Origin of the sequence: Acinetobacter sp. AYS6, from assembly GCF_025630795.1 — a bacterium.
Classification (GTDB): Bacteria; Pseudomonadota; Gammaproteobacteria; order Pseudomonadales; family Moraxellaceae; genus Acinetobacter.
Genome location: NZ_JAOTNV010000004.1, coordinates 475,847 through 497,835, shown reverse-complemented (window position 1 = coordinate 497,835; position 21,989 = coordinate 475,847). Strand labels below are relative to the sequence as shown.

General features: G+C 38.7%; 20 protein-coding genes. 8 read left to right on the top strand and 12 right to left on the bottom strand.

The annotated features are described in order from the left end of the window. Positions 1–10: 10 nt before the first annotated feature. Together metF and ahcY are read right to left on the bottom strand one after the other, a co-directional pair. Positions 11–847 carry a methylenetetrahydrofolate reductase [NAD(P)H] gene (metF, locus tag OD757_RS03195; RefSeq protein ID WP_263030839.1) on the bottom strand — a complete coding sequence of 279 codons (837 nt, stop codon included), beginning with the start codon at positions 845–847 and terminating at the stop codon, positions 11–13. A 74-nt stretch (positions 848–921) separates the two neighbouring features. Further along, a complete protein-coding gene (ahcY, locus tag OD757_RS03190; RefSeq protein WP_009390035.1) occupies positions 922–2,304 on the bottom strand; it encodes an adenosylhomocysteinase in 1,383 nt (460 codons plus the stop codon). A gap of 221 nt (positions 2,305–2,525) precedes the next feature. Here ahcY and OD757_RS03185 point away from each other — a divergent pair, with 221 nt between their 5' ends. Beyond that, positions 2,526–3,062 carry a cysteine peptidase family C39 domain-containing protein gene (locus OD757_RS03185; RefSeq protein ID WP_263030838.1) on the top strand — a complete coding sequence of 179 codons (537 nt, stop codon included), beginning with the start codon at positions 2,526–2,528 and terminating at the stop codon, positions 3,060–3,062. Positions 3,063–3,095: 33 nt separating this feature from the next. On the opposite strand, the gene OD757_RS03180 is transcribed toward OD757_RS03185, so the two are convergent. From OD757_RS03180 to lipA, 3 genes are all read right to left on the bottom strand, one after another. Continuing rightward, entirely contained in the window at positions 3,096–3,479 is a 384-nt protein-coding gene (locus tag OD757_RS03180; RefSeq protein WP_000043120.1) for a carboxymuconolactone decarboxylase family protein, read from the bottom strand. A gap of 106 nt (positions 3,480–3,585) precedes the next feature. Continuing rightward, on the bottom strand, positions 3,586–6,048 hold the full coding sequence (locus OD757_RS03175) for an acyl-CoA dehydrogenase (RefSeq protein WP_263030837.1): 2,463 nt from the start codon (positions 6,046–6,048) through the stop codon (positions 3,586–3,588). A gap of 281 nt (positions 6,049–6,329) precedes the next feature. Continuing rightward, positions 6,330–7,343: a lipoyl synthase gene (gene lipA, locus OD757_RS03170; RefSeq protein WP_263030836.1), complete on the bottom strand. Its 1,014-nt coding sequence runs from the start codon at positions 7,341–7,343 to the stop codon at positions 6,330–6,332. Between the two features lie 196 nt (positions 7,344–7,539). Between lipA and sthA the strand changes: the two genes are divergently transcribed. Then, positions 7,540–8,952: a Si-specific NAD(P)(+) transhydrogenase gene (gene sthA, locus OD757_RS03165; RefSeq protein ID WP_263030835.1), complete on the top strand. Its 1,413-nt coding sequence runs from the start codon at positions 7,540–7,542 to the stop codon at positions 8,950–8,952. Positions 8,953–9,195: 243 nt separating this feature from the next. Here the strand turns inward: sthA and OD757_RS03160 are convergent, their stop codons facing one another. From OD757_RS03160 to map, 4 genes are all read right to left on the bottom strand, one after another. Further along, the gene (locus OD757_RS03160; RefSeq protein ID WP_263030834.1) at positions 9,196–10,410 is read right to left on the bottom strand and encodes an MFS transporter; all 1,215 of its coding nucleotides are present in this window, start codon (positions 10,408–10,410) and stop codon (positions 9,196–9,198) included. Positions 10,411–10,582: 172 nt separating this feature from the next. Then, complete coding sequence (locus OD757_RS03155) at positions 10,583–11,929, bottom strand: MFS transporter (RefSeq protein WP_263030833.1); 1,347 nt, start codon at positions 11,927–11,929, stop codon at positions 10,583–10,585. A gap of 413 nt (positions 11,930–12,342) precedes the next feature. Continuing rightward, a complete protein-coding gene (locus OD757_RS03150) occupies positions 12,343–13,413 on the bottom strand; it encodes an OmpW/AlkL family protein (RefSeq protein WP_263030832.1) in 1,071 nt (356 codons plus the stop codon). A 207-nt stretch (positions 13,414–13,620) separates the two neighbouring features. After that, the gene (gene map / locus OD757_RS03145; protein ID WP_004790999.1) at positions 13,621–14,445 is read right to left on the bottom strand and encodes a type I methionyl aminopeptidase; all 825 of its coding nucleotides are present in this window, start codon (positions 14,443–14,445) and stop codon (positions 13,621–13,623) included. Between the two features lie 209 nt (positions 14,446–14,654). Between map and rpsB the strand changes: the two genes are divergently transcribed. The 6 genes from rpsB to OD757_RS03115 all read left to right on the top strand — a co-directional run bounded on the left by rpsB (position 14,655) and on the right by OD757_RS03115 (position 19,017). Continuing rightward, a complete protein-coding gene (gene rpsB / locus OD757_RS03140) occupies positions 14,655–15,407 on the top strand; it encodes a 30S ribosomal protein S2 (RefSeq protein WP_002118204.1) in 753 nt (250 codons plus the stop codon). A gap of 137 nt (positions 15,408–15,544) precedes the next feature. Beyond that, a complete protein-coding gene (tsf, locus tag OD757_RS03135) occupies positions 15,545–16,420 on the top strand; it encodes a translation elongation factor Ts (protein ID WP_009389901.1) in 876 nt (291 codons plus the stop codon). A gap of 65 nt (positions 16,421–16,485) precedes the next feature. Continuing rightward, on the top strand, positions 16,486–16,968 hold the full coding sequence (locus tag OD757_RS03130) for a DUF3465 domain-containing protein (protein WP_263030831.1): 483 nt from the start codon (positions 16,486–16,488) through the stop codon (positions 16,966–16,968). Between the two features lie 94 nt (positions 16,969–17,062). After that, positions 17,063–17,887 carry an AraC family transcriptional regulator gene (locus tag OD757_RS03125; protein ID WP_263030830.1) on the top strand — a complete coding sequence of 275 codons (825 nt, stop codon included), beginning with the start codon at positions 17,063–17,065 and terminating at the stop codon, positions 17,885–17,887. 94 nt (positions 17,888–17,981) lie between these two features. Next, positions 17,982–18,698 (top strand): AzlC family ABC transporter permease, encoded by a 717-nt coding sequence (locus OD757_RS03120; RefSeq protein ID WP_263030829.1) that lies wholly within the window; start codon positions 17,982–17,984, stop codon positions 18,696–18,698. A 1-nt stretch (position 18,699) separates the two neighbouring features. After that, positions 18,700–19,017 carry an AzlD domain-containing protein gene (locus OD757_RS03115; protein ID WP_263030828.1) on the top strand — a complete coding sequence of 106 codons (318 nt, stop codon included), beginning with the start codon at positions 18,700–18,702 and terminating at the stop codon, positions 19,015–19,017. A 44-nt stretch (positions 19,018–19,061) separates the two neighbouring features. Here the strand turns inward: OD757_RS03115 and OD757_RS03110 are convergent, their stop codons facing one another. The 3 genes from OD757_RS03110 to mltB form a co-directional block, all read right to left on the bottom strand. Continuing rightward, on the bottom strand, positions 19,062–19,511 hold the full coding sequence (locus OD757_RS03110; protein WP_009389973.1) for a DUF962 domain-containing protein: 450 nt from the start codon (positions 19,509–19,511) through the stop codon (positions 19,062–19,064). Positions 19,512–20,081: 570 nt separating this feature from the next. Beyond that, positions 20,082–20,693 (bottom strand): septal ring lytic transglycosylase RlpA family protein, encoded by a 612-nt coding sequence (locus tag OD757_RS03105; RefSeq protein ID WP_003650639.1) that lies wholly within the window; start codon positions 20,691–20,693, stop codon positions 20,082–20,084. Between the two features lie 289 nt (positions 20,694–20,982). Then, on the bottom strand, positions 20,983–21,984 hold the full coding sequence (gene mltB, locus OD757_RS03100; protein ID WP_009389972.1) for a lytic murein transglycosylase B: 1,002 nt from the start codon (positions 21,982–21,984) through the stop codon (positions 20,983–20,985). Positions 21,985–21,989: the final 5 nt, after the last annotated feature.

The window sequence follows — 21,989 nt, the reverse complement described above, 5'->3', positions numbered from 1 at the left end:
CCTTACAAAATTAATTTAAACCAAGATCAACAACGAGTTGACGAGTTGGTTCGACTTGATTCATTGAATAGAAATGTAAGCTTGGTGCACCACCTGCAATGAGGCGCTCACATAGCTTCACAACAACTTCATGACCAAAAGCTTTAATACTCTCGCTGTCATCTCCATAGGCTTGTAATTGCTTACGAATCCAACGAGGAATTTCTGCCCCCGTACCATCAGCAAAGCGGATTAAGTTGCTGGCATTGGTAATCGGCATGATGCCAGGAGCCACCGGAATATTAACTCCAGCTTTTTCTAAGCGCTCCATAAAATAAAAATATGAATCTGGATTAAAGAAGAATTGAGTAATTCCTGCATTAGCACCAGCTTGTACTTTTTCTATAAAACGTTGGATATCTGAATCAAGATTTTCAGCTTGAGGATGCATTTCTGGATAAGCTGCAACTTCAATATGGAAATGATCACCTGAATGCTCACGAATAAAACGTACTAAATCTTGAGCATAAGGAAGTTCGCCAAGTCCAACTTGACCAGAAGGTAAGTCACCACGTAAAGCGACAATACGGTTAATGCCTTGTGCTTTATAGAGGTCGAGTAGTTCAGCAATACGCGCTTTATCATCACCAATGCACGAAAGGTGAGGTACAACTGGTGTTCCTTTACCATTGAAATCGTCAATAGCAGCAAGCGTACGTTCACGCGTAGAACCACCAGCACCATAAGTAATCGAGAAGAAATCTGGATTTAATAGTTGTAATTCTTGATGAACAATACGAAGTTTTTCAGCACCGGCATCAGTCTTCGGTGGGAAAAATTCAAAAGAAATGGGTATACGTTTAGTCATGTCAAATCCTTGTAAACAGCGAAACAATATTTTTAGAAAAAAGGGCAGTCGGTTTACCGTCTGCCCTTAAGTTCTTAGTATTTGTAAGCGTCAGACTTGAATGGTCCCTCAACAGCAACGCCTAAATAGCCGGCTTGCTCCTGAGTTAATTGGGTAAGTACACCACCGAAACCTGCAACCATTGCCGCAGCAACTTCTTCATCAAGTTTCTTAGGAAGAACTTCTACACGAATTTTCGCAGCTTTTTCATTTGCAGGAAGGTCAGCAAATTTCTCTTGGAATAAGTGAATTTGACCTAACACTTGGTTAGCAAAAGAACCATCCATTACACGTGATGGGTGACCCGTTGCATTACCTAAGTTCACAAGGCGACCTTCAGAAAGAAGAATAAGGTAGTTATTTTCATCTTCTGAACGATAAACTTGGTGAACTTGTGGCTTAACTTCAACCCACTTGTAACCACGTAAATAAGCAGTATCGATTTCTGTGTCAAAGTGACCAATGTTACATACAACTGCACCAGCTTTTAAGCTATCTAACATTGCAGCGTCACATACGTGGTAGTTACCAGTTGTTGTTACAACAAGGTCAGTGTTGCCAAGTAAGTCTTGGTTAATATCTTCTTTTTTGCCTGTTTGCACGCCGTTTTTGTATGGAGATACAACTTCATAGCCGTCCATACATGCTTGCATTGCACAAATAGGGTCAACTTCAGTTACACGAACGATCATGCCTTCTTGACGTAAAGATTGAGCAGAACCTTTACCAACGTCACCATAACCGATTACAAGCGCACGACGGCCAGACAAAAGCATGTCAGTTGCGCGTTTGATTGCATCATTTAATGAGTGACGGCAACCATATTTGTTGTCGTTTTTAGATTTAGTAACCGAGTCATTTACGTTGATTGCAGGTACTTTCAAAGAACCGTCTTTCCACATTTCGATAAGACGTTGAACACCTGTTGTAGTTTCTTCGGTAATACCGTGAATGCGTTCTAAAAGAGCTGGATATTTTTCATGAACAAGAGCAGTTAAGTCACCGCCATCATCCAAGATCATGTTGGCATCCCAAGGCTGACCATTCACATTAATTTGTTGTTCAAGGCACCATACATATTCTTCTTCAGTTTCGCCTTTCCAAGCAAAAACAGGAATACCGCGAGCAGCAATTGCAGCAGCAGCATGGTCTTGAGTCGAGAAAATGTTACATGAAGTCCAACGAACTTCAGCACCTAATTCAATAAGCGTTTCAATAAGAACCGCTGTTTGAATGGTCATATGAATACAACCAAGGATTTTTGCACCAGCAAGTGGTTTAGACGCCGCATAACGTTTACGTAAACCAATTAGAGCTGGCATTTCTGCTTCAGCAAGTTTGATTTCTTTACGACCGTAGTCAGCAAGTGAGATGTCAGCAACTTTATAATCTGTAAATGAAGCATTAACCGCGTTCATCAGGATCTCCTAGGAAAAAATAGTATGGATCGTTCTGTTCGCGGATGCCGTTGTTGGTTAAAACGAGTGTTTAACCGATTGTCGAGCCTGGCAAATTGATCTTTAGTGCCGATCATTTGTCGCAGCATCCCTCGACTAGCGCAACATTGTACTTGGAAAAGCTTTTAGTGCCAATCCAGTTTTGTTTATTATCTGCCTAATTATCTTTATAGATTCAAATTATGGCAGTAAATATTCCCCAAGCTCTAGCAAACCTCGAAGCAAACTGTGGTGTTTTTGCGGTTTGGATGGTGCTTCGGCATCATGGTGTGCAAATTAATATTGACGAGCTAATTCAAGTTTGTCGGTATGATGAAGACGGCACCTATAGTATTGCCTTAGCGGTCGCTTTAAAGAAACTTGGGTTTGATGTGTCATTTCATTCAGATAAAGACCCCAATATTAGCTCAAGCGAACGCATGAGTTATAAAGAAGCAAGTGTATTGAAAATACCAATGGGGCCAGCATTGAGCTATCAGGATATTCAAGCTGAAATTCAAAATGGCAAAATGGTCATTGTCTATTACGACACTTTAGCTGGAGTGGGGAACCAGTCACTCGTGTATTCAATAGATGAAAAAAATATCTGTTTCTTTGATAGTTTTGAGCCGATGTCAGCATCTGTTTTTGAAAAGCAACGTCAAGTAGAAGGGATCTGTCGTCAGGCTATCGTGATTGATGACCGTAATTTTCAGATGCATTCGACTAAATTGAATTAATAAAAGCCAGTAGGGTGCTGGCTCATATTGAAATTATTTTTGTTGATATTCTTGAATCACTTCTAAAGCGGCACGAAAAGCTTCTTGTGTAGCGGGAGCGCCACAATAAGGCAGACTATGCAATAACGTTTCTTGAATTTCTTCAACTGTACAGCCATTGTTAAGCGCACCACGAACATGGCCTTTAAGTTCGGTTGGTGACTTAAGTGCGGTTAACATTGCCAAAGTAATTAATGAACGATATTTACGCGGTAATACGCCTTCACGCTGCCAAGTCGAACCCCATGCATGTTCGTTAATCCAGTCTTGTAGGGGCTGGGTAAAGGGTACGGTATTTTCTTGGGCACGTTTTACAAAAGCTTCTCCCATCACTTCTGTACGAACTTTTAATCCATTTTCGTAATCTTGCTTAGACATTCATTTCTCCTAAAAATAAAAGCGTCGATTGACGCTTTTATGGCTGTTTATTAATTAATGCGAATCAAGAGTGTTTGCAATAGTGAATTAGTGGAGGCATCAGTCACTAAATTTGATGAGGGTTCGACAAAGGAAGATCTTTATCTAAATTTTCATCAAAAACATCTGTAAGCATGCTGTCGAATCGAATTGCGTTGTATTGCAATAATTGTTGAGCTTCGCTTTCAGTAATAAAACCTTCTTTTATCGCTTGTGCAATATTCTCTTCGAAAGTAAGTCCTGTAAATTTGCCTTTAGATTCAGCTTTTTTAAACTTATCCCAAAGCGGTTCAAGCGTTCGTAAAATTTGGAATGTATGTTCTAAACGTCCAGTCACATCATCGGCTTTGGTTGAATAAAACACGTGATGTTTGAGCTGCTCTCTGAAAGGATGTTCTTGCATCATAAGTTCAGCGACTTGTTGTTTTAGTTCGTCATCTGGTTTTGAAATGACACGACCAAAAGGGAAACAGATCCATTTTACAAATGCTGCTGGAAGTTTAGCTGGGAAGTTTTCAAATAATCCCCAAAATGCTTCCTGAATATTCAAGAACGCTTTTTGAAGAGCTAATTTAGCGTGAAGTTGCTCAGCTTCAGTTTTTTGGCCAGCTTCATAAAACTTTAAAATTGCAGTAGAAATAAAAAGGTGAGCGTGAATATCTGCCAAGCGTCCTGACAACATTTCTTTGCGTTTTAGGTCGCCTGCAAGTAAACCAAGGGACATATCCGAAACAAGTGCAAAGTTGGCGCTAAAGCGGTTAATCGTTTTATAGTAACTGGCAGTAAATTGATCCACTGATTGAGGAGCATCGCTTGAGCCACCTGTCCAACCGTAAGCAAATGATTTTGCGCCTCGGTTAAAGGTATAGGCTAAATGTTTAAATAATAAATCATCAAATTTTTTGACTGAAGTGTTCTTATCCTCAGATTGAAGGAGTTGAAGCTCTTCAAAAAGGTAAGGGTGACAACGCATTGAACCTTGACCAAAAATCATTAATGAACGGGTCAAAATATTTGCGCCTTCTACCGTAATTGCAATTGGAATTGCTTGATAGGTGAGAGCAAGGAAGTTACGTGGTCCAAGTTGAATTGCACGTCCTCCCGCAATATCCATTCCGTGATTGACCACTTTACGCATGGTTTCAGTTGCATAATATTTTGCCATGGCCGTCATCACGGCAGGTGTTCCACCTTGATTTAGACCACATGTCACTAAATAACGGAATGCTTCAAGCATGTAGGCATCGCTGGCAATTTCACTAGTCGCTTCTTGTACGCCTTCAAATTTACCGACAGAAATATTAAATTGTTGGCGAATTTTCGCAAAAGCACCAACGGTTAAATAGCTCATTTCACCTGCTGCTGTTGCCAAAGCTGGAAGGGAAATACCACGACCAACGCCTAAGCACTCCATCAGCATTCGCCAGCCTTTACCGGCATTTTCTTGCCCACCAATAATCCAGTCAATTGGGATGAAAACATCTTCACCTTCTACTGTTCCATTCATAAATGGAGAACCTGGAAAATGACGTGCTCCTATTTTTACACCCGCATGACTAGCAGGAATTAAGGCACAAGTAATTCCGTATTCAGTTTTATTTTTATCACCAAGTAACCCTTCAGGGTCATATAGTTTAAAAGCAAGACCTACGACTGTGGCAATTGGTGCAAGCGTAATCCAGCGTTTAGAGAAATTCATGCGGAGGCCAAGAACTTGAGCACCTTCATATTCACCATAACAAACAACGCCTGAATCTGGAATGGCACCAGCGTCTGAACCTGCTTCTGGACTGGTTAAACCAAAGCATGGAATTTCTTCACCTTTAGCAAGGCCCGGTAAATATTGCTGCTTTTGAGCATCCGTACCGTAATGCATGAGTAGCTCACCCGGTCCCAACGAGTTAGGAACCATACAACTCACAGCGGTGGTGAGTGAGCGTGAAGCAATTTTGCTCATAATTCGGCTTTGTGCGAATGAGCTAAATTCTTTACCGCCAAAGGATTTTGGAATAATAAGGCCTAAAAAACCTTTGTCTTTAATAAATTGCCAAACTTCAGGTGGAAGATCTTTTAAATGATGATGAATTTCCCACTCATCTAGCATGCTGCAAAGTAGCTCAACTTCATTGTCGATAAAACTTTGTTCTTCTTCTGACAATTTTGGGTAGGGATACTTTTCAAATTGCGACCAGTCAGGTGCTCCCATAAATAATTCTTTTTCCCACCAACTTGTACCTGCTTCTAAAGCCTCTTGTTCTGTAGTACTAATGCTTGGCATTGAGTTTGCTAAAGTTTTATAGGCTGGCTTAGTAATCAAGTTAAATCGTAATGGCTCAACTAAAATAATGATGCTGAGCGCAATAATTGGAATACCTAAAAGCAAAGACCATGGTGTTAGCAAGAATGCTGAAAGTATGGCAACAATAATAGCCACACCGCTACCAAGAACTTTATTTAAGTTAAAAAAGAAAATTGCCCATACTGCAATAAGCTGAATAATAATACTTAATATAAAGAGTAGGAAAATCATACTTGCTCCTTACTAGCTAAGCCCTCAGGTGGATGACGTTACAAAAGCGAGGAGATATTTAAGGCTTAACTAGCTATTTTGATGCTGTTTAAATTTGAGTTTTTATGTCGCAAATATTGATGTATATGCTAGAGCAGGGATATATCGTACTTTTAGGTATAAGATATTTTTCAGTGAAAGTGTAATGGGTTGTTTTATCGATTTGTCAAGAAATGTTATTGATTTTCTTATACAAATAAAAAAGCCCTCTGTATTAGAGGGCTTTCATAGATATTTAACTTTTAAGCTTCGATGGTTTGAACAGCAATTTTTTTAGCTGGATCTACTTTACGACGAACTTCTGGTACTGGTTCACCATGGTATTGACGATCAGCAAAGTAGCTTGAACGAACCATTGGTGCAGACCAAATATTTCTAAAACCAAGTTTGCGGCCATGCTCTGCATAACGTTCAAACTCTTCTGGCGTTACAAAACGGTCAATTGGTGCATGCTGTTTAGAAGGCTGTAAATATTGGCCAATCGTTACATAGTCAACATCGTGAGCACGTAAGTCATCAAGTAATGCAATGACTTCTTCTTCAGTTTCACCAATACCGACCATCAAACCGCATTTTGTTGGGATATCTGGGCAATATTCTTTAAACATTTTTAATAAATTTAAAGAGTGTTGGTAGTCTGAACCTGGACGCATTGCTTTATATAAGCGAGGTACAGTCTCAATGTTATGGTTAAATACGTCTGGCGGACATTCGGTCATAATGCGTAAAGCAATATCCATACGTCCACGGAAGTCAGGTACTAAAATCTCAAGCAGTGTCGTCGGACTAAGTGCACGAGCTTCTTTAATACAGTCCACAAAGTGTTGTGCACCGCCGTCAAGTAAGTCATCACGGTCAACCGAAGTAATTACTGCGTACTTGAGTTTGAGATTAGAAATGGTTTCTGCCATGTGACGAGGTTCATCAGCATCCAGGGCATTTGGACGACCATGTGCAACATCACAGAAAGGGCAACGGCGTGTACAAATATCGCCCATGATCATGAATGTTGCCGTACCGCCACCAAAACACTCTGGCAGGTTAGGGCAAGCAGCTTCTTCACAAACGGTATGGAGTTTTTGAGCACGTAAAGTCGTTTTAATACGCTGAACTTCTTCTGGTGCCGTCATCTTGACACGAATCCAGTCAGGTTTACGCGGCACTTCAACCGTAGGTACAACTTTTACAGGAATTCTTGCGACCTTTTCTGCGCCACGAAGTTTTACACCCTGTTCTGGTTTACGGTGTTCTGACATATTTAACTTTTCCACTCGTTTATAGAGACATTGACATTGTATTATAGCGAAGTTCTTCAGTTAATAGCGGAAAATAACTATTCATATAATAAATGTGGCTATTCAGAAATATAGGGTTGAGAAATACATAAATTCACCGCATATTAGTCATAATCTATTATAAAATATGGTCATTCAAGAGAGGAAGGAGCTTTCAATGCCACGTAAAAAAGAGGTCGTTAGTGGGAATTTCGTTAAATACGATGCGGTAGTTCTCGGTTCTGGACCTGCGGGTGAAGGCGCGGCAATGAAGCTTTCAAAAGCTGGTAAGCGTGTTGCAATTGTAGATGTGCGTGATCAACTGGGTGGTAACTGTGCACACGTAGGAACGATTCCAAGTAAAGCATTACGTCAAACAGTTTCTAGTATTATTCGCTATCAACGTGATCCAATGTTTCAAAAAGTAGGTGAGTGGAAACAGTTCACCATGAAACAGGTTTTGCGTAATGCACACAAAGTGATTCAACAACAGGTTGATACACATACACGTTTTTATGACCGCAACAAGATTGGTGTCTTCCACGGTCGTGCATATATTCAAGACAAAAATACAGTTTTAGTTTTTAGCCATGAAGGCATTAAAGAAACCATTATTTGTAAGCAAATCGTGATTGCAACAGGTAGTCGTCCTTATCATCCACAAGGTCTCGACTTCGATCATCCTCGTGTGTTTGATTCGGATAAGATTCTTGATCTTGATTACTCAATTCAGAAGATCATCATTTATGGCGCAGGCGTTATTGGCTGTGAATATGCCTCAATCTTTATTGGTTTAGATCATAAAGTTGACTTGATCAATACTCAGCAAAAACTATTAAGTTATTTAGATGATGAAATTGCTGATGCTTTGTCTTATCACTTACGTGAACAGGGAGTATTGATTCGCCACAATGAGCAAATGGATCATCTTGAAACGTTTGATGACCATGTGGTTCTACATTTACAAAGTGGTAAAAAAATTAAAGCTGATGCTATTCTTTGGTGTAACGGCCGTTCAGGAAATACAGAAGGTTTAGGTCTTGAGAACGTTGGACTAGTTCCAAACAGCCGTGGTCAACTTTCTGTAAACGATCAATACCAGACTGAAGTTGAAAATATTTATGCTGCTGGTGATGTGATTGGTTGGCCTTCACTTGCTTCGGCTGCTTATGACCAAGGGCGCTGTGCTGGTGCTAACATGAGTGGTGAAGATGCGAAACCAGTACGAGACATTCCAACTGGTATCTATACCATTCCGGAAATCTCATCAATTGGTAAAAATGAACAGGAATTAACGGAAGAAAAAATTCCGTATGAAGTGGGTCAAGCTTCTTTCCGTCATTTAGCTCGTGCACAAATTACGGGTGATACAGTTGGTGAATTAAAGATTCTTTTCCACCGCGACACTATGGAAATTTTAGGTATTCACTGTTTTGGTAATAACGCTGCCGAAATTATCCACATCGGGCAGGCAGTTATGCACAGCCCAAATAATACCTTGAAATATTTTGTTGAAACGACATTTAACTATCCAACCATGGCTGAAGCATATCGCGTAGCTGCGCTTAATGGTATGAATCGCTTGTTTTGATTTTAAATAAGTTTTTAATAAAAAAGCCCGCAAATTTGCGGGCTTTTTTATTTTCATTAGACCATAGGTTTTTTATATTTTTATGACAATCCAGACTATGATTTCAGCTTTTCATCATACTAATGTGGACAAAACGCTTGGTTAAAATATTCAAATAAATCTGGTGTTTGTTTCCATAAAACGATAGATAAAACCAGAAGAGCTATGATGAGGAAAGTCACAATTGTTTTCAAAAGTAAGGCATTATGCATCATGAATAACAGCCTCCTCATTTACAAAGAAATGTACAATAACACCTAGTATACTTAAGGCTATAGAACAGAGCCAAATCGCATCGTAATTACCTGTTAAATCATGGTTAACACCGCCAAGCCATCCACCAAAGAAAGAACCGACTTGATGGGTGAAAAACACAATACCACTTAGCATCGATAGGTACTTTACCCCAAACATATTTGCCACAATGCCGTTTGTGAGCGGAACTGTAGAGAGCCATAAAAGCCCCATAATGACTCCAAAAGCATATACAGTATAAGTGCTTAAAGGTAATAGCAAAAAGGCAATGATCGCGATGCCACGGCTACCATAAAGTGCCATTAATAATTTAGGTTTTGAGAAACGATCTCCTAACCAACCTGCACCGTAAGTCCCCACAATATTAAATAATCCGACTAAAGCAAGAAATACAGTACCCGTAGCTGCGTCAAAGCCGTGATCAATTAAATAGCCGGGTAAATGGACACCTAAGAATACAACTTGGAAACCGCATACTAAAAAGCCTAAAGCTAACCACCAAAAGGGTTTATGTTTTCTGGCAATGTTAAGTACTTGCTTAAATGTGAGTTGAGGCTTAGCAATTGTTTTTGGTGATTGAGTGCTAGGGCCTTTTAACATCCACGCTAGGGGGATGATAAGAGCAATTAATAGCGCACTGACTATGAGAGCAGCTGACCATCCAACATTTTTGAGTAAGAGAAGGGTAGATGGCAACATAATAAATTGACCGAAAGAACCTGCTGCACTTGCAATCCCCATTGCCATACTTCTTTTTTCAGGCGGAGCAGCTCGACCTACTGCACTCAGTAAGACTGTAAAAGAGGTAGCTGATAAAGCTAAGCCGATAATCAATCCTAGGCTTAAATTTAAGATTAAGATGCTTGAGCTAAAAGCCATTAAGAGTAAGCCGAGAGCATAAAGCAATCCGCCAACAGCAACCACAATTTTACTGCCATATTTGTCTGCAATTGCGCCGGTAAAAGGTTGAACTGCACCCCAGATCAGGTTCTGCATGGCGATTGCAAGACTAAAAACATGTTGGCCCCAGCCAAACTCATGGCTCATTGGCACAAGATAGAGACCGAAACCATGCCTAACGCCTAAAGAAAGTGCCAAAATAAGAGCACTTCCAATCAACATATAAATGAGGGGTTGAGAAAATTGATTGGCAGTTTTAGTCATGACTCATGGGAAGTTATAATAATGTGAGCATTTATTGTAGAAGATATATCGAGTAATATCGATATATGTGGAAAGAATATTTAAGAAGAATTAAAAAGTTCGTAAGGGTAGCGTTTTATGATCAGAAAATTGAAGAAGCAGAAATCATTTTGGTCTCTGCTTCTTCGAAAAATTAAGCTGCGGAATTACGTTCGAGTAATGCTTGTTCAAAAAGAACTTGTTCTTTTTCTTTATGTTCGGTTGTGAAGCGAATCAAAATTACGCTACAGCCTGCGACCATAACCAACCCCCCTAAAATAAATAGGCAAGTTTGAACATCAAGTAAGCCTTTAAGTAAGAAACCAGCTGCGACGGCACCCACATTGCCACCTGCACCAATAATACCTGCGACACCACCTAATGCATTACGATCGATAAATGGTACGAGTGCGTAAGTTGCACCACATGCCATATGAGTAAATAGTGCAAAAATAGTCATCGAAATAATTGCGAGCGCAACAGCATTCATTTGTGAGAAGAGTATTAAGAATAAACCTTCACCCAAAATCATAAGTACAAGTACTTTGGTGCGACCATCTAAACCCTTTTTTAGTGCCACTTTGTCGGAAATGATGCCACCCAGTGCGCGAGCAAATAATGCCAGTAGACCAAAGATCCCGGCAGTTAAACCAGCGGTTTTTAAATCCATTTTGAACTGATCAACATAGTACATTGCTGCAACGTTATGGATAAAAATCTCAATGCCAAAACTTGCCCCATACGCCAAAAATAAAATCCAGACACGATAGTTACGAGCGGCTTGCATTAAAATTGCCGTACCACCTTTTTTACCACTACCGACTTCAATACCTTGTGCACGAACTTCTTTAAAGTTTCCTTGAGGACAGTCTTGAGTTAATTTCCAGTAAAGAATGCCAACAATAACCATCATTACGCCAGGTACAATTAATGCAACGCGCCATCCCATGGTCTGCTCAACACCAAACATCACAATTGCACCCAGTAATAAAGGCATCAAAGCTTGCGTTGCACCACCGCCAGCATTTCCCCAACCAGCTGCTGCTGCATTTGCTGTCCCAACTATATTCGGGGCAAACATCACACTTGTGTGATATTGGGTAATGACGAAGCTTGCACCAATAGCCCCAATAAGTAAGCGAAAGAATAGAAAAGATTCATAACTATTGGCAGCAGCTACACCGAATACAGGAATGCTACCGACCAATAGGAGGGTTGTGTACGTAATACGTGGGCCATATTTGTCACAAAGTGGTCCGACAATAAGCCGTACTAAAATCGTAATTGCAACAGCAGCAATATTAATATTGGCAATTTGATCTTTTGTTAAGCCAAACTCACCTTTAATAACGGGCATTAATGGTGCACATGCAAACCATGCGAAGAAACAGACAAAGAAAGCGAGCCATGTCATGTGGAAAGCACGCATTGCTGGAGTTGAAAAACTGAATAATTTAATCTCAGTTGCTTTTTTTGCATCTAGCTTGATATTTGAAGACATACGCCGTCCCCCTGAACTGAACGAAATTTTAATTTGCATGGCAATTTATTGCCTATCTGCAGACCGATCAGAGCGGACATCGTTGGCCGTCTTGGTGTATTCATTGAATCATCATTGATTCATCATGCAATGAATAAAGCAAAGGGCGTGCCAAAAAATAAATTTTACTAAAAAGGAAAAATTACTTTCTAATTTTATTAAGTTAGTTTGTGAAGATAAAAATAATTAAAAAGATCAACAAGGCGGGTGAACAGTAATAAGGATAAAGGAAGGTTGGTTTATCTGTAGTTTTTATTAAATATGCTCGTTTTTTTAGCATTTTGATTTAAAAAGAAGCAATTTTTAGATGGGAGAAATTAAAAGAAAGCTATAAAAACGCGCATCAGTTTTTATAGCTTTATATGGCACAGAAGTTAGAAGCGATAACCGACACCGGCATAACCTAAAATTGGGTTAATTTCGATATCTGCTTTTGCATTGATTAATTCACCATACTTAGCATCATTTACGGTAATCGTCGTATCTGTTTTTAAGTGAGCATAGGAAACAGAGCCAACCGCATACCATTTATCATTAAAGTCATAGGTGAAACCTAAAGTCGCTACAGGAGCAATAGCATCTGAAGCTTCAAGTTCTACTTTAGGATCTCCTGAGCTAGTTTTTCTTTCTAAAGCAGCACCTGCTTTACCATCTTTAATATTCACAATCATATGACCAGCATTGACTAAATCTTTCTCAATTTCTGGGTTCATTTCTAATTCACTGAAATAGGCGTACATTACCCCTAGTCCAACATAAGGTCTAAATTTATTTACACCAGTTTTGCCGAAGTGATATTGAAATTCAAATGCTGGTGTCCAAGCGCGTGCAGAAGCGGCACTCCCATGTCCTTCAAGATCTGTAATGAAAAGATTATTTTCAAGTTCCATAGATCCAAGAATTCCACCGGCGGGTTTAGCTGTGGCTGAAAAAGGCGCATAAATTTTCCCTTTTCCTTGCAAGTCAACTTTAGGTGGAATCCCAGCTTTTAATTCTAATGAGACATTATCTGTAAAAAAGTAATTGCTCATGAGACCTAAGGTCGTAACATCATCTGCTTCTAAGCCAGTATTTTCAGCATCCCATTGACTCAATCCTCGAACTTGAGCTGTCCCACTTAGCCAAGAAGGGATCGTATCTGTACCTAGACCAATAACATCGATGAGCTTTTCAAGCACTACGTTACTGTTACTATCTGAAATATTATCTTGAATAGTTTTGACTTTAATATCTCCGACTTTTGATTGCTCATTCTCTTTAACAGAAGTGTTAATTCTAAAAGGCTGAGCATTACCAGTCGGTTTAACATATAAAGGACCAGCAGAGACTGAAAAACGTTTGAAGCCATCACCATCCTTTAAACTAAAATATGGAGAAGCAGCGTTAGTGATTGTTGGCAGGGCAAAAAAGGCAGCTGTCATACAAAATAATGACTTTTTCATCATAAAAGGACTCCATGTCCGAACATTTGTTTACTGATTTTTATTGAGCCAACCATACCGCGTTTTATTAAAATGATTGTGTATTAAAAATTAATAATTGTAATTTTTTTGAAATATTTGTTTATATTTGGAAAGATTTCTTAATGAAAAGTACATAATAAATAATAAAAGGCTACAAAAAGCAGCCTTTTATTTAAGTTTGTTAAACTATTAGTTGAAGCGAGATAAGTCTTCTTCAGGTCGTGCAGTTAAAACTTCAATACCCGTTTGAGTGACTAAAATAGTATGTTCATATTGAGCTGAAAGTTTATGGTCCTTCGTTACAACAGTCCATTTGTCGCCTAATAATTTAGTTTGCCAGACGCCCGCATTTACCATAGGTTCAATGGTAAAAGTCATACCTGCTTCCAGACGCATACCTGTACCAGCTTGACCATAATGTAATACTTGAGGCTCATCATGGAAAACAGTTCCAATACCGTGACCACAATATTCACGCACTACACTAAAACGTTCTGATTCAACATATTTTTGGATTGCATGGCCAATATCACCTAAATATGAACCATCTTTAACAGTTGCCATTCCTCGATACATCGCTTCTTGGGCAACCTTACAAAGACGGTTAGCTAAAATAGAAGTTTCTCCGCCAACGATATACATCATGTTTGTATCGCCGTGATAACCATCTTTAATCACAGTCACATCAATATTAAGAATATCGCCATTTTTTAAAGTTTTATTTTCAGAAGGAATACCATGGCAGACAACATGGTTAACCGAAGTACAAATAGAGTGCTGAAAAGCAGGGCGTCCAGGAGCACCACCATAGCCGACACAGGCAGGAATAGCATGCTGTACATTTTCAATGTGATTACGGCAAATGGTATCAAGTTCAAGTGTACTTACACCTGCCTTAATATAGGGCTTGATCATCTCTAGAACTTCAGCCGCCAGTCGTCCTGCAATGCGCATTTTTTCAATTTCATCTGGAGTTTTGATTAATCGACGTGGAGCTGTATAAGTACTGTTCATGATCTCTAAAAACTTTTGGTAATTTACAAGTGTCTATGGTATAAATAGCCGCCCATTTTATCAAATGCTTTTCGTGAATATATTTTACGAACAATTTTGATAGATGGAGTAAAAAATCCGCACATATATCGTCACATTACTCTGGGTGCCTGTAAAAGGGTGGAGAATGCGGATATATGGAGGCCTAACCCAACTTTAAGGTAAAGAAAATGGCAGATTACAACGTAAGCATGCGTGACCTTCTTCAAGCAGGCGCGCACTTTGGTCACCAAACTCGTTTCTGGAACCCAAAAATGCGTCAATACATTTTTGGCGCGCGCAACAAAATTCACATCATCAACCTTGAGCACACTGTTCCTGCGTTAAATGATGCTTTGAACTTCGCTAACCAATTAGCAAGCAAAAAGAACAAAGTTTTGTTCGTTGGTACAAAACGTGCTGCTTCTAACATCATCCGTGAACAAGCTCAACGCGCTGGTCAACCATATGTAGATCACCGCTGGTTAGGTGGTATGTTGACGAACTGGAAAACACTTCGCCAATCTATCAACCGTTTAAAAGATCTTCAAACTCAATCTCAAGATGGTACTTTTGCTAAGCTTACTAAACGTGAAGCTTTAGAACGTGCTCGTGAGATGGAAAAACTTGAGCGCTCTTTAGGCGGTGTTAAAAACATGGGTGGTTTACCTGACGCATTATTTGTAATCGACGTTGATCACGAAGCGATTGCAATCAAAGAAGCGAAGAACTTAGGTATTCCTGTTATCGGTATCGTTGATACAAACTCTAACCCAGACAACGTTGATTACGTTATTCCGGGTAACGACGATGCGATCCGTGCAGTAACTCTATATGCTTCAGCTATGGCTGATGCAATTCTTGCTGGTAAAGAATACGCTCAATCTCAAGCGAACGCTCAAGCAAAAGGCGACGACGCTGCGAAAGACGCTTCTGAGGCTTAATGCGTTTTGACGCAGGCTTGTCATTTTTGCGACATGTAATGGTGGCAAATTAAGCGTCGAGAGTGCAAACGGCCCAGAGTTTCTTTGGGCCGTTTTTGTTGAAAAGATTTATTTTCTACCGATTTTAGGAGATCAACATGACTGCAATTACTGCAAGCATGGTAAAAGAATTACGTGACCGTACTGGTCTTGCAATGATGGAATGCAAAAAAGCATTAACAGAAGCGAACGGTGACATCGAGCTTGCTATTGATAACCTTCGTAAATCTGGTCAAGCTAAAGCTGCTAAAAAAGCAGGTAACATTGCTGCTGACGGTGCAATCACAATCGTTCAAGAAGGCAACAAAGCAATTTTAGTTGAAGTTAACTGTCAAACTGACTTCGTTGCTAAAGACGAAAACTTCTCTAACTTCTCAAAAGCTGTTGCTACTGCTGCTTTAGCTGCTGGTGAAACTGATGCTGCTAAAATCGCTGAATTAAAATTAGCAGACGGTCAAACAGTTGAAGAAGCTCGTATTGCGCTTGTTCAAAAAATCGGTGAAAACATTCAAGTTCGTCGTGCGAAAATCGTTGAAGGCGAAAACTTGGCTATTTACAAACACGGTTTAAAAATCGGTGTTGTAGTTTCTTATACTGGTGATGCTGATACTGGTAAAGGTATTGCAATGCACGTTGCTGCATTTAACCCAGTAGCTGTAAATGCAGAAGCTGTTCCTGCTGACCTTATCGCTAAAGAAAAAGAAATTGCTGAAGCGAAAGCGTTAGAATCTGGTAAACCAGCTAACATCGTTGAGAAAATGGTAACTGGTTCAGTTGATAAATATTTGAACGAAGTTGCTCTTGATCGTCAAATGTACGTAATCGACAACGACAAAAAAGTTGCTGATGTATTAAAAGCAACTGGTACTAATGTTGCTAGCTTCGTACGTTTCGAAGTTGGTGAAGGTATCGAGAAGAAAGCAGAACTTAGCTTCGCTGAAGAAGTTGCTGCTGCTCAAGCTGCTGCGAAGTAATTCGTATCACAATAAAAAAAGCCCCATCGGGGCTTTTTTTATCTCAGTTAAAATAAAGGCATGCAATGACAAATAAAAAGAATCTCAGTATTGGTGGTGTCATAATTTTATTGATTGCTGCATATTTTGGCCTGGATTTATCTGGACATAAGCAAAGTCAATCACCATCCACTATACCCGAAGCTCAGCCCACTGAAACTACATTATCAAGTCATGGGGTGGACACTATAAAAGCTGCTTATGAGCAGAGACGTAGTAATGTTCAAGTGCAGGGAAATGGTCGAGTAAAAGCAATTTTAAGAGATGATAATGATGGGTCAAGACACCAGAAATTTATTCTTGTATTAAAAAATGGCCTTTCAATTTTAGTCGCACATAATATTGATTTAGCACCTAAAATTTCTAATTTAAGAAAAGGTGATGTGGTAGAGTTTTATGGCGAATACGAATATAACCCTAAAGGTGGTGTATTACACTGGACACATCGAGATCCACAAAATCGTCATGAAAGCGGTTGGCTCAAACATGATGGGCAAATCTACCAATAAACGAATAAAGAGATTATTTTTATAGAGCAATTTTATTCTATTCAGTTTCTTAAAACATGCTATGGTTTTTTTAATGAATAGATGAGACGTATTTATGCAGCGGGAGCAAGCCGATTATCTGCATGTGCGAGAGCTGGGCGGTCTAGAGTTAATGAAAGCACATTATCACCAAACTCAATTTTCGAAGCATACTCATGAAGGGTATTGTATTGGTGTGATTGAAGAGGGAGCACAGTCTTTTTTTAGGACGGGCCAGCTGCATGTAGCTCCTAAAGGCGATATTATTTTAGTAAATGCTGATGAGATTCATACGGGTTCATCTGCTGTTGAGTCGGGTTGGCGATATCGGGCGATTTATCCCACACCTGAAATGTTAGCAGAAGTCAGCCAAGATTTTTTTGAAAATTCCCGAGGGGCACCCTGGTTTCCTCAAGCTGTTATTCGTGACTTGGGTTTGGCCCAACAACTTTGTTTACTATTTGATTTATTAGAACAAAAAGATAATTTCCTGCTTAAAGAAACAATGTATTTGTCTACTTTAGCCTGCTTAATGAAACGACATAGTAAATCAAATCATACTTTTTGTGAGTTGCCAGAGGTATATTCAAAAATATTAAGAGTTAAAGAGTTGCTGGTAGAAATGCCTGAAACAAATTTTTCTTTACAAGATTTGGCCGACATGGTGGGTCTAAGTGCATGGCATTTCTTAAGACAATTTAAAAAATATGTAGGTTTGCCACCTCATGCCTGGCTTGTTCAAGCACGCTTACAAAAAGCAAGGCAATTATTAAAACAGGGTGACCAAATTGCGATGGTGGCACAGCAATGTGGTTTTTCTGATCAAAGCCATTTTAATCGTCACTTTAAAAAAGCAATGGGAGTGACCCCAACTCAATATGTAGTCAGTCTAAATAACTAAATTATTAAAAATTTATTTACAGCAATTTTATTCAATATAAATCACGTCTTATCACGCATCTTGTGGAGGTGTTTCTTATATTGGATTTCTATATATGAATATTCAGCTTCATCAGTCGGTTGGGTCTTCAAAAAATAAGCCATCCTATCTTTTTTTGCGCGGTGCAATGGATATTTTACCATTATCAATTTCTGTTATTCCATGGGCAATTTTAGCCGGATCTATGGCAATTCATGCCGGTTTATCTTTTTATAAGGGGCTTGCAATGTCAGGAATTGTCTTTGCTGGGGCAGCTCAATTGGTTAGCTTAAGCATGGTAATGGAAGGTGCATCCGCTTTTACAATTTATGTGACGATTTTCTTTTTAACGGCTCAGCATTTCATTTATGCATTAACTTTAAGGAATGACATTTCTGCTTGGTCTCTTTCGAAACGATTAAGTTTGGGTTTTTTATTAACGGATGAATTATTTGCGGTGTGTGCATCCGGTGAAAAAAGACAGCCAGAATATCTGTTGGGTGCAGGTCTGTCTTTTTATTTATTCTGGGTGGTTTTTAGCTTGGTCGGAATACTTCTGGCAACAGTGATTCCTGATTTACTAAATTATCATTTAGATTTTTCAATTGTGGCTATTTTTATTGCCATGATAGTGCCGCTATGTAAGGGCTTACCTGTAGTTGTGGGTGTGTTAATGACTTGTTTAAGCGGATTTTTCTTTAAATTTTATCAGGTTGAAGGAGCGATTTTACTTTCAGGGTTAATAGGGATGTTGGTTGCTGTGCTAACTGAAAAAATAGGTAAGGAGCAATAATATGTCTTGGTTCATGATTTTAGCTTTGGCAGTAATCGTCTTTTTTAATCGTTATTATTTTTTAGAGCCCAATGTTAAAGTTAAATTACCTCTTATTATGAATAAGATGCTTAATTATTCTGCACCCTGTTTATTAACCGCAATATGTATTCCAATAATTTTCTTTGAGGGCGATAATTTAAAAGGAATTCTTGCTAATCCTTATATTTATGCAGCAATCTTTTGTGTTGCGATTGCCTTTTATCTGAAGAGGGTGCTTTTAAGTGTTATTGCCAGTTTGATTTTTTTCTATTTTATAAATTTTCTAATAAATTACTAAAATGTAAAAAGCTGAATCGAAATGATCCAGCTTTAATTGAACATTTAGGAAATAGCGTGTTTTTGTCTGCTTTTCCATTTAGGTAAGACTTTCCCGAGATAAGCATCCATGCACCAGACTGGGCCAATGAGTAGAAATTGTAAATCTTTAAAGAAAGATGGTTTTTTACCCTCAATTTTATGGCCATAAAACTGTCCGACCCAAGCAATCACAAAAATAGCAATATAAAATCCTACTCCTACAGGTAGGGTATAAATGAGCCATGCCATAACAACCAGTAAAGCAGCCATTGCAACAGCAAGTACAAGATCTAAACGGGCATAAAATACTAAAGTGAGTACAAGTAATAGAGCAGTGAGTAAGGTGCTGAAATGGGCAATGATTCCAATAATAGAAAATAAAATGGCAGGAACGCAAAGCCAGTGAATTTTTTTATTGGTTGGGTTCTGATGACTTTCGCTATATTCATCAAACCATTCTGTAACGGATTTCATTAATGACACACTCCTTGTTTTAACTTTGAATTATTTTTTCTGATTATATTTTATCCTGTTCTTCGGTTAAGCGACAAGAAACCGATACTATTCAACTATAGAAACCTCGCAATACGTGTTTAAAAAAATCATGAGAAAAACGTAATGCCTAGATTATAGAAAAAGTACTCAATCTAACCTTGAGAATGATGCAATTTTTCAGAATATTTTTTATTGGTTACTAGATGATGAAATCATCAAAAAAAGTGTAATTTTGAGATAGGTGGGAAAATTATATAAAAAGGCTCTACTCATCTACTCTAAAAACGCCATAAATAGCCCTAATTTTAGGAAAATGGTACTAGGGTAGCGCAAATTTAATAAAGTCGTGCTAAGCGCAATTTAGAGGCTAAATTAGCTTGAGGAAAATAAAGGTGATTTTTTGTGTAAAAAATATGCAAATTTAAGGTTGGAGAAGGGCTAAAAAAGAAAATTTTTTTAACCTAAATTAGAAATTATTTTTAAAGTTTGAAAAAGAAAAAAGCCGCAGAAAAAATTGCGGCTTTTTACATGAACTCTAGAGGCTATAACTTATGAAGTTGGACCATCAACACGTTCAATATTTACTTTTGCAGTTCCAGCATTGGTAATGCCAAGGCGTTTAGCTGCACCGTATGATAGGTCAAGTACACGATTGCCATGGAAAGGACCACGGTCATTTACTTTTACAACCACACTTTTACCATTGTCTTTATTGGTTACTCGGATGTAACAGTTCAATGGTAGGCTACGGTGAGCAGCAGTTAGAGCATTCATATCGAAGGTATCACCACTTGCTGTTTTACGGCCATGAAATTGACGACCATACCACGATGCCATACCAGTTTGGCTAAACTTACGAACAGTGTTTGAGGCTACTGTGTTAAGTTTTTCAATCACTGAAGGCTCATCTTCAGGGATTTCAATTTTTGCTGCGATCGCTTGACGACGGATTTGATCGCCAGAACGTTCAGTGATTGAAAGACTGTTAATATTAGAAAAACGAGAATTAAAATTTTGAGTATCTTTACTCAATACACGAGCTGCTAAATTAGAACCATCTACATCACTATTTAATGATGAGGATTGCACCATTTCAGCGTGCAATGGGGCCATACTTAAACTAGCCGTCAGTGCAAGAACGTATTTCAGCGATAACTGCATTTGTATAAACTCCTGAGAACATGTACTTTTTTCTTTCAGCGATTGACTGAAATTTAAAGTGAACATGTCTTATTATTCACTTTTGCAATTGCTACATTGGGGTGGATAATATTCATCGCTTACGGAGAGTGTCTAGTCTTTAACGAGAAATCGTTACAAAAAGGGCAAAAACTTACAGTTATGGGTTAAAAAATAACCAAAAGTGTAACAAGAAATTAAATTTGTGCACATTGTGAACTGTTTAACAAAAATATTTATTGACTTTTACACAACTCATAAAAAAGCTAGCCTATCGGCTAGCCACTTCAGTACCTAATAACCATACAGCAGTAGCATACATACGGCTCTTATTATAGGTCGTAATTACTTGAAAATTCGGGTAAGTTAAATAGTAAATTGGACCGTTATAGTCTTGTAATTGAATAACATTCACCATATCCAGATCATCAATTTTAACTAAAGGATTTAATGGTGAAATCCCTAGTGTTTTTAATGCACCATATGGAAAAGGCTGAGTTAAATCTTTAGCAATAACACTTTCCGGATTTGATCCCGTGTAACGCGCCATAAATCCGATAGGTTGATCGCGTTGCCAACCTTGTTTTGCTAAGTAGTTTGCGATTGAACCGATTGCATCTTCGGCAGAGTTTCTTAAATCGATGTGTCCATTACCATCATAATCGACCCCATATTTACTAATATTGCTCGGCATAAACTGTGGATAGCCAATTGCACCTGCATAGGAACCTACAATACTATTTGTTGGGTAGCCTTCTTTATAAGTCCATGCAATAAGAGCAGCTAACTCATCACCAAAATATTCAGCACGGCGAGGGTACCCAAAAGCAAGGGTGGCTAAAGCATCACGTGTAATAAAAGAACCTTTATTTGCGCCATAGCCTGTCTCGACACCCAAAATACCCAAAATGACAGCTTGAGAAACGCCATATTGTTGTTCAGCGCGGTTTAAAGCATCTGCATATTGGTTTTTAAATCGGACACCACGTTGAATTGTCCCTTCAACCAAAAACATAGAACGATAGTCATACCAAGGTTTGCTTTCACCTGGACGAGTCATAATATTTAGAATGTTTGGTAAATTTTTTGCACCATTCATTGCGGCATCAACTTGATCGCCACTTAACCCATAAGCGCTCATGGTTTTTTGTTTAAAATTTAAATAATCAGGATGTGTTGCAAAATCGTTGGCCTGGGCGAAATGACTTGTACTGATTAAACCAGTACACAAAGCGAGCATTTTTAAAGTTTTATTTAAGTGTTGAGACAACATATCGT

Excerpts from the sequence above, each read along its gene's own strand:
- OD757_RS03175 (WP_263030837.1), bottom strand. The coding sequence starts at position 6,048 with ATGATTTTCCTACTCTTTATATTAAGTATTATTATTCAGCTTATTGCA.
- ahcY (WP_009390035.1), bottom strand. The coding sequence starts at position 2,304 with ATGAACGCGGTTAATGCTTCATTTACAGATTATAAAGTTGCTGACATC.
- rpsB (WP_002118204.1), top strand. The coding sequence starts at position 14,655 with ATGGCAGATTACAACGTAAGCATGCGTGACCTTCTTCAAGCAGGCGCG.
- metF (WP_263030839.1), bottom strand. The coding sequence starts at position 847 with ATGACTAAACGTATACCCATTTCTTTTGAATTTTTCCCACCGAAGACT.
- OD757_RS03110 (WP_009389973.1), bottom strand. The coding sequence starts at position 19,511 with ATGAAATCCGTTACAGAATGGTTTGATGAATATAGCGAAAGTCATCAG.
- mltB (WP_009389972.1), bottom strand. The coding sequence starts at position 21,984 with ATGTTGTCTCAACACTTAAATAAAACTTTAAAAATGCTCGCTTTGTGT.
- map (WP_004790999.1), bottom strand. The coding sequence starts at position 14,445 with ATGAACAGTACTTATACAGCTCCACGTCGATTAATCAAAACTCCAGAT.
- OD757_RS03155 (WP_263030833.1), bottom strand. The coding sequence starts at position 11,929 with ATGTCTTCAAATATCAAGCTAGATGCAAAAAAAGCAACTGAGATTAAA.
- tsf (WP_009389901.1), top strand. The coding sequence starts at position 15,545 with ATGACTGCAATTACTGCAAGCATGGTAAAAGAATTACGTGACCGTACT.
- OD757_RS03130 (WP_263030831.1), top strand. The coding sequence starts at position 16,486 with ATGACAAATAAAAAGAATCTCAGTATTGGTGGTGTCATAATTTTATTG.
- OD757_RS03105 (WP_003650639.1), bottom strand. The coding sequence starts at position 20,693 with ATGCAGTTATCGCTGAAATACGTTCTTGCACTGACGGCTAGTTTAAGT.
- OD757_RS03185 (WP_263030838.1), top strand. The coding sequence starts at position 2,526 with ATGGCAGTAAATATTCCCCAAGCTCTAGCAAACCTCGAAGCAAACTGT.
- lipA (WP_263030836.1), bottom strand. The coding sequence starts at position 7,343 with ATGTCAGAACACCGTAAACCAGAACAGGGTGTAAAACTTCGTGGCGCA.
- OD757_RS03125 (WP_263030830.1), top strand. The coding sequence starts at position 17,063 with ATGCAGCGGGAGCAAGCCGATTATCTGCATGTGCGAGAGCTGGGCGGT.
- sthA (WP_263030835.1), top strand. The coding sequence starts at position 7,540 with ATGCCACGTAAAAAAGAGGTCGTTAGTGGGAATTTCGTTAAATACGAT.
- OD757_RS03180 (WP_000043120.1), bottom strand. The coding sequence starts at position 3,479 with ATGTCTAAGCAAGATTACGAAAATGGATTAAAAGTTCGTACAGAAGTG.
- OD757_RS03150 (WP_263030832.1), bottom strand. The coding sequence starts at position 13,413 with ATGATGAAAAAGTCATTATTTTGTATGACAGCTGCCTTTTTTGCCCTG.
- OD757_RS03160 (WP_263030834.1), bottom strand. The coding sequence starts at position 10,410 with ATGACTAAAACTGCCAATCAATTTTCTCAACCCCTCATTTATATGTTG.
- OD757_RS03115 (WP_263030828.1), top strand. The coding sequence starts at position 18,700 with ATGTCTTGGTTCATGATTTTAGCTTTGGCAGTAATCGTCTTTTTTAAT.
- OD757_RS03120 (WP_263030829.1), top strand. The coding sequence starts at position 17,982 with ATGAATATTCAGCTTCATCAGTCGGTTGGGTCTTCAAAAAATAAGCCA.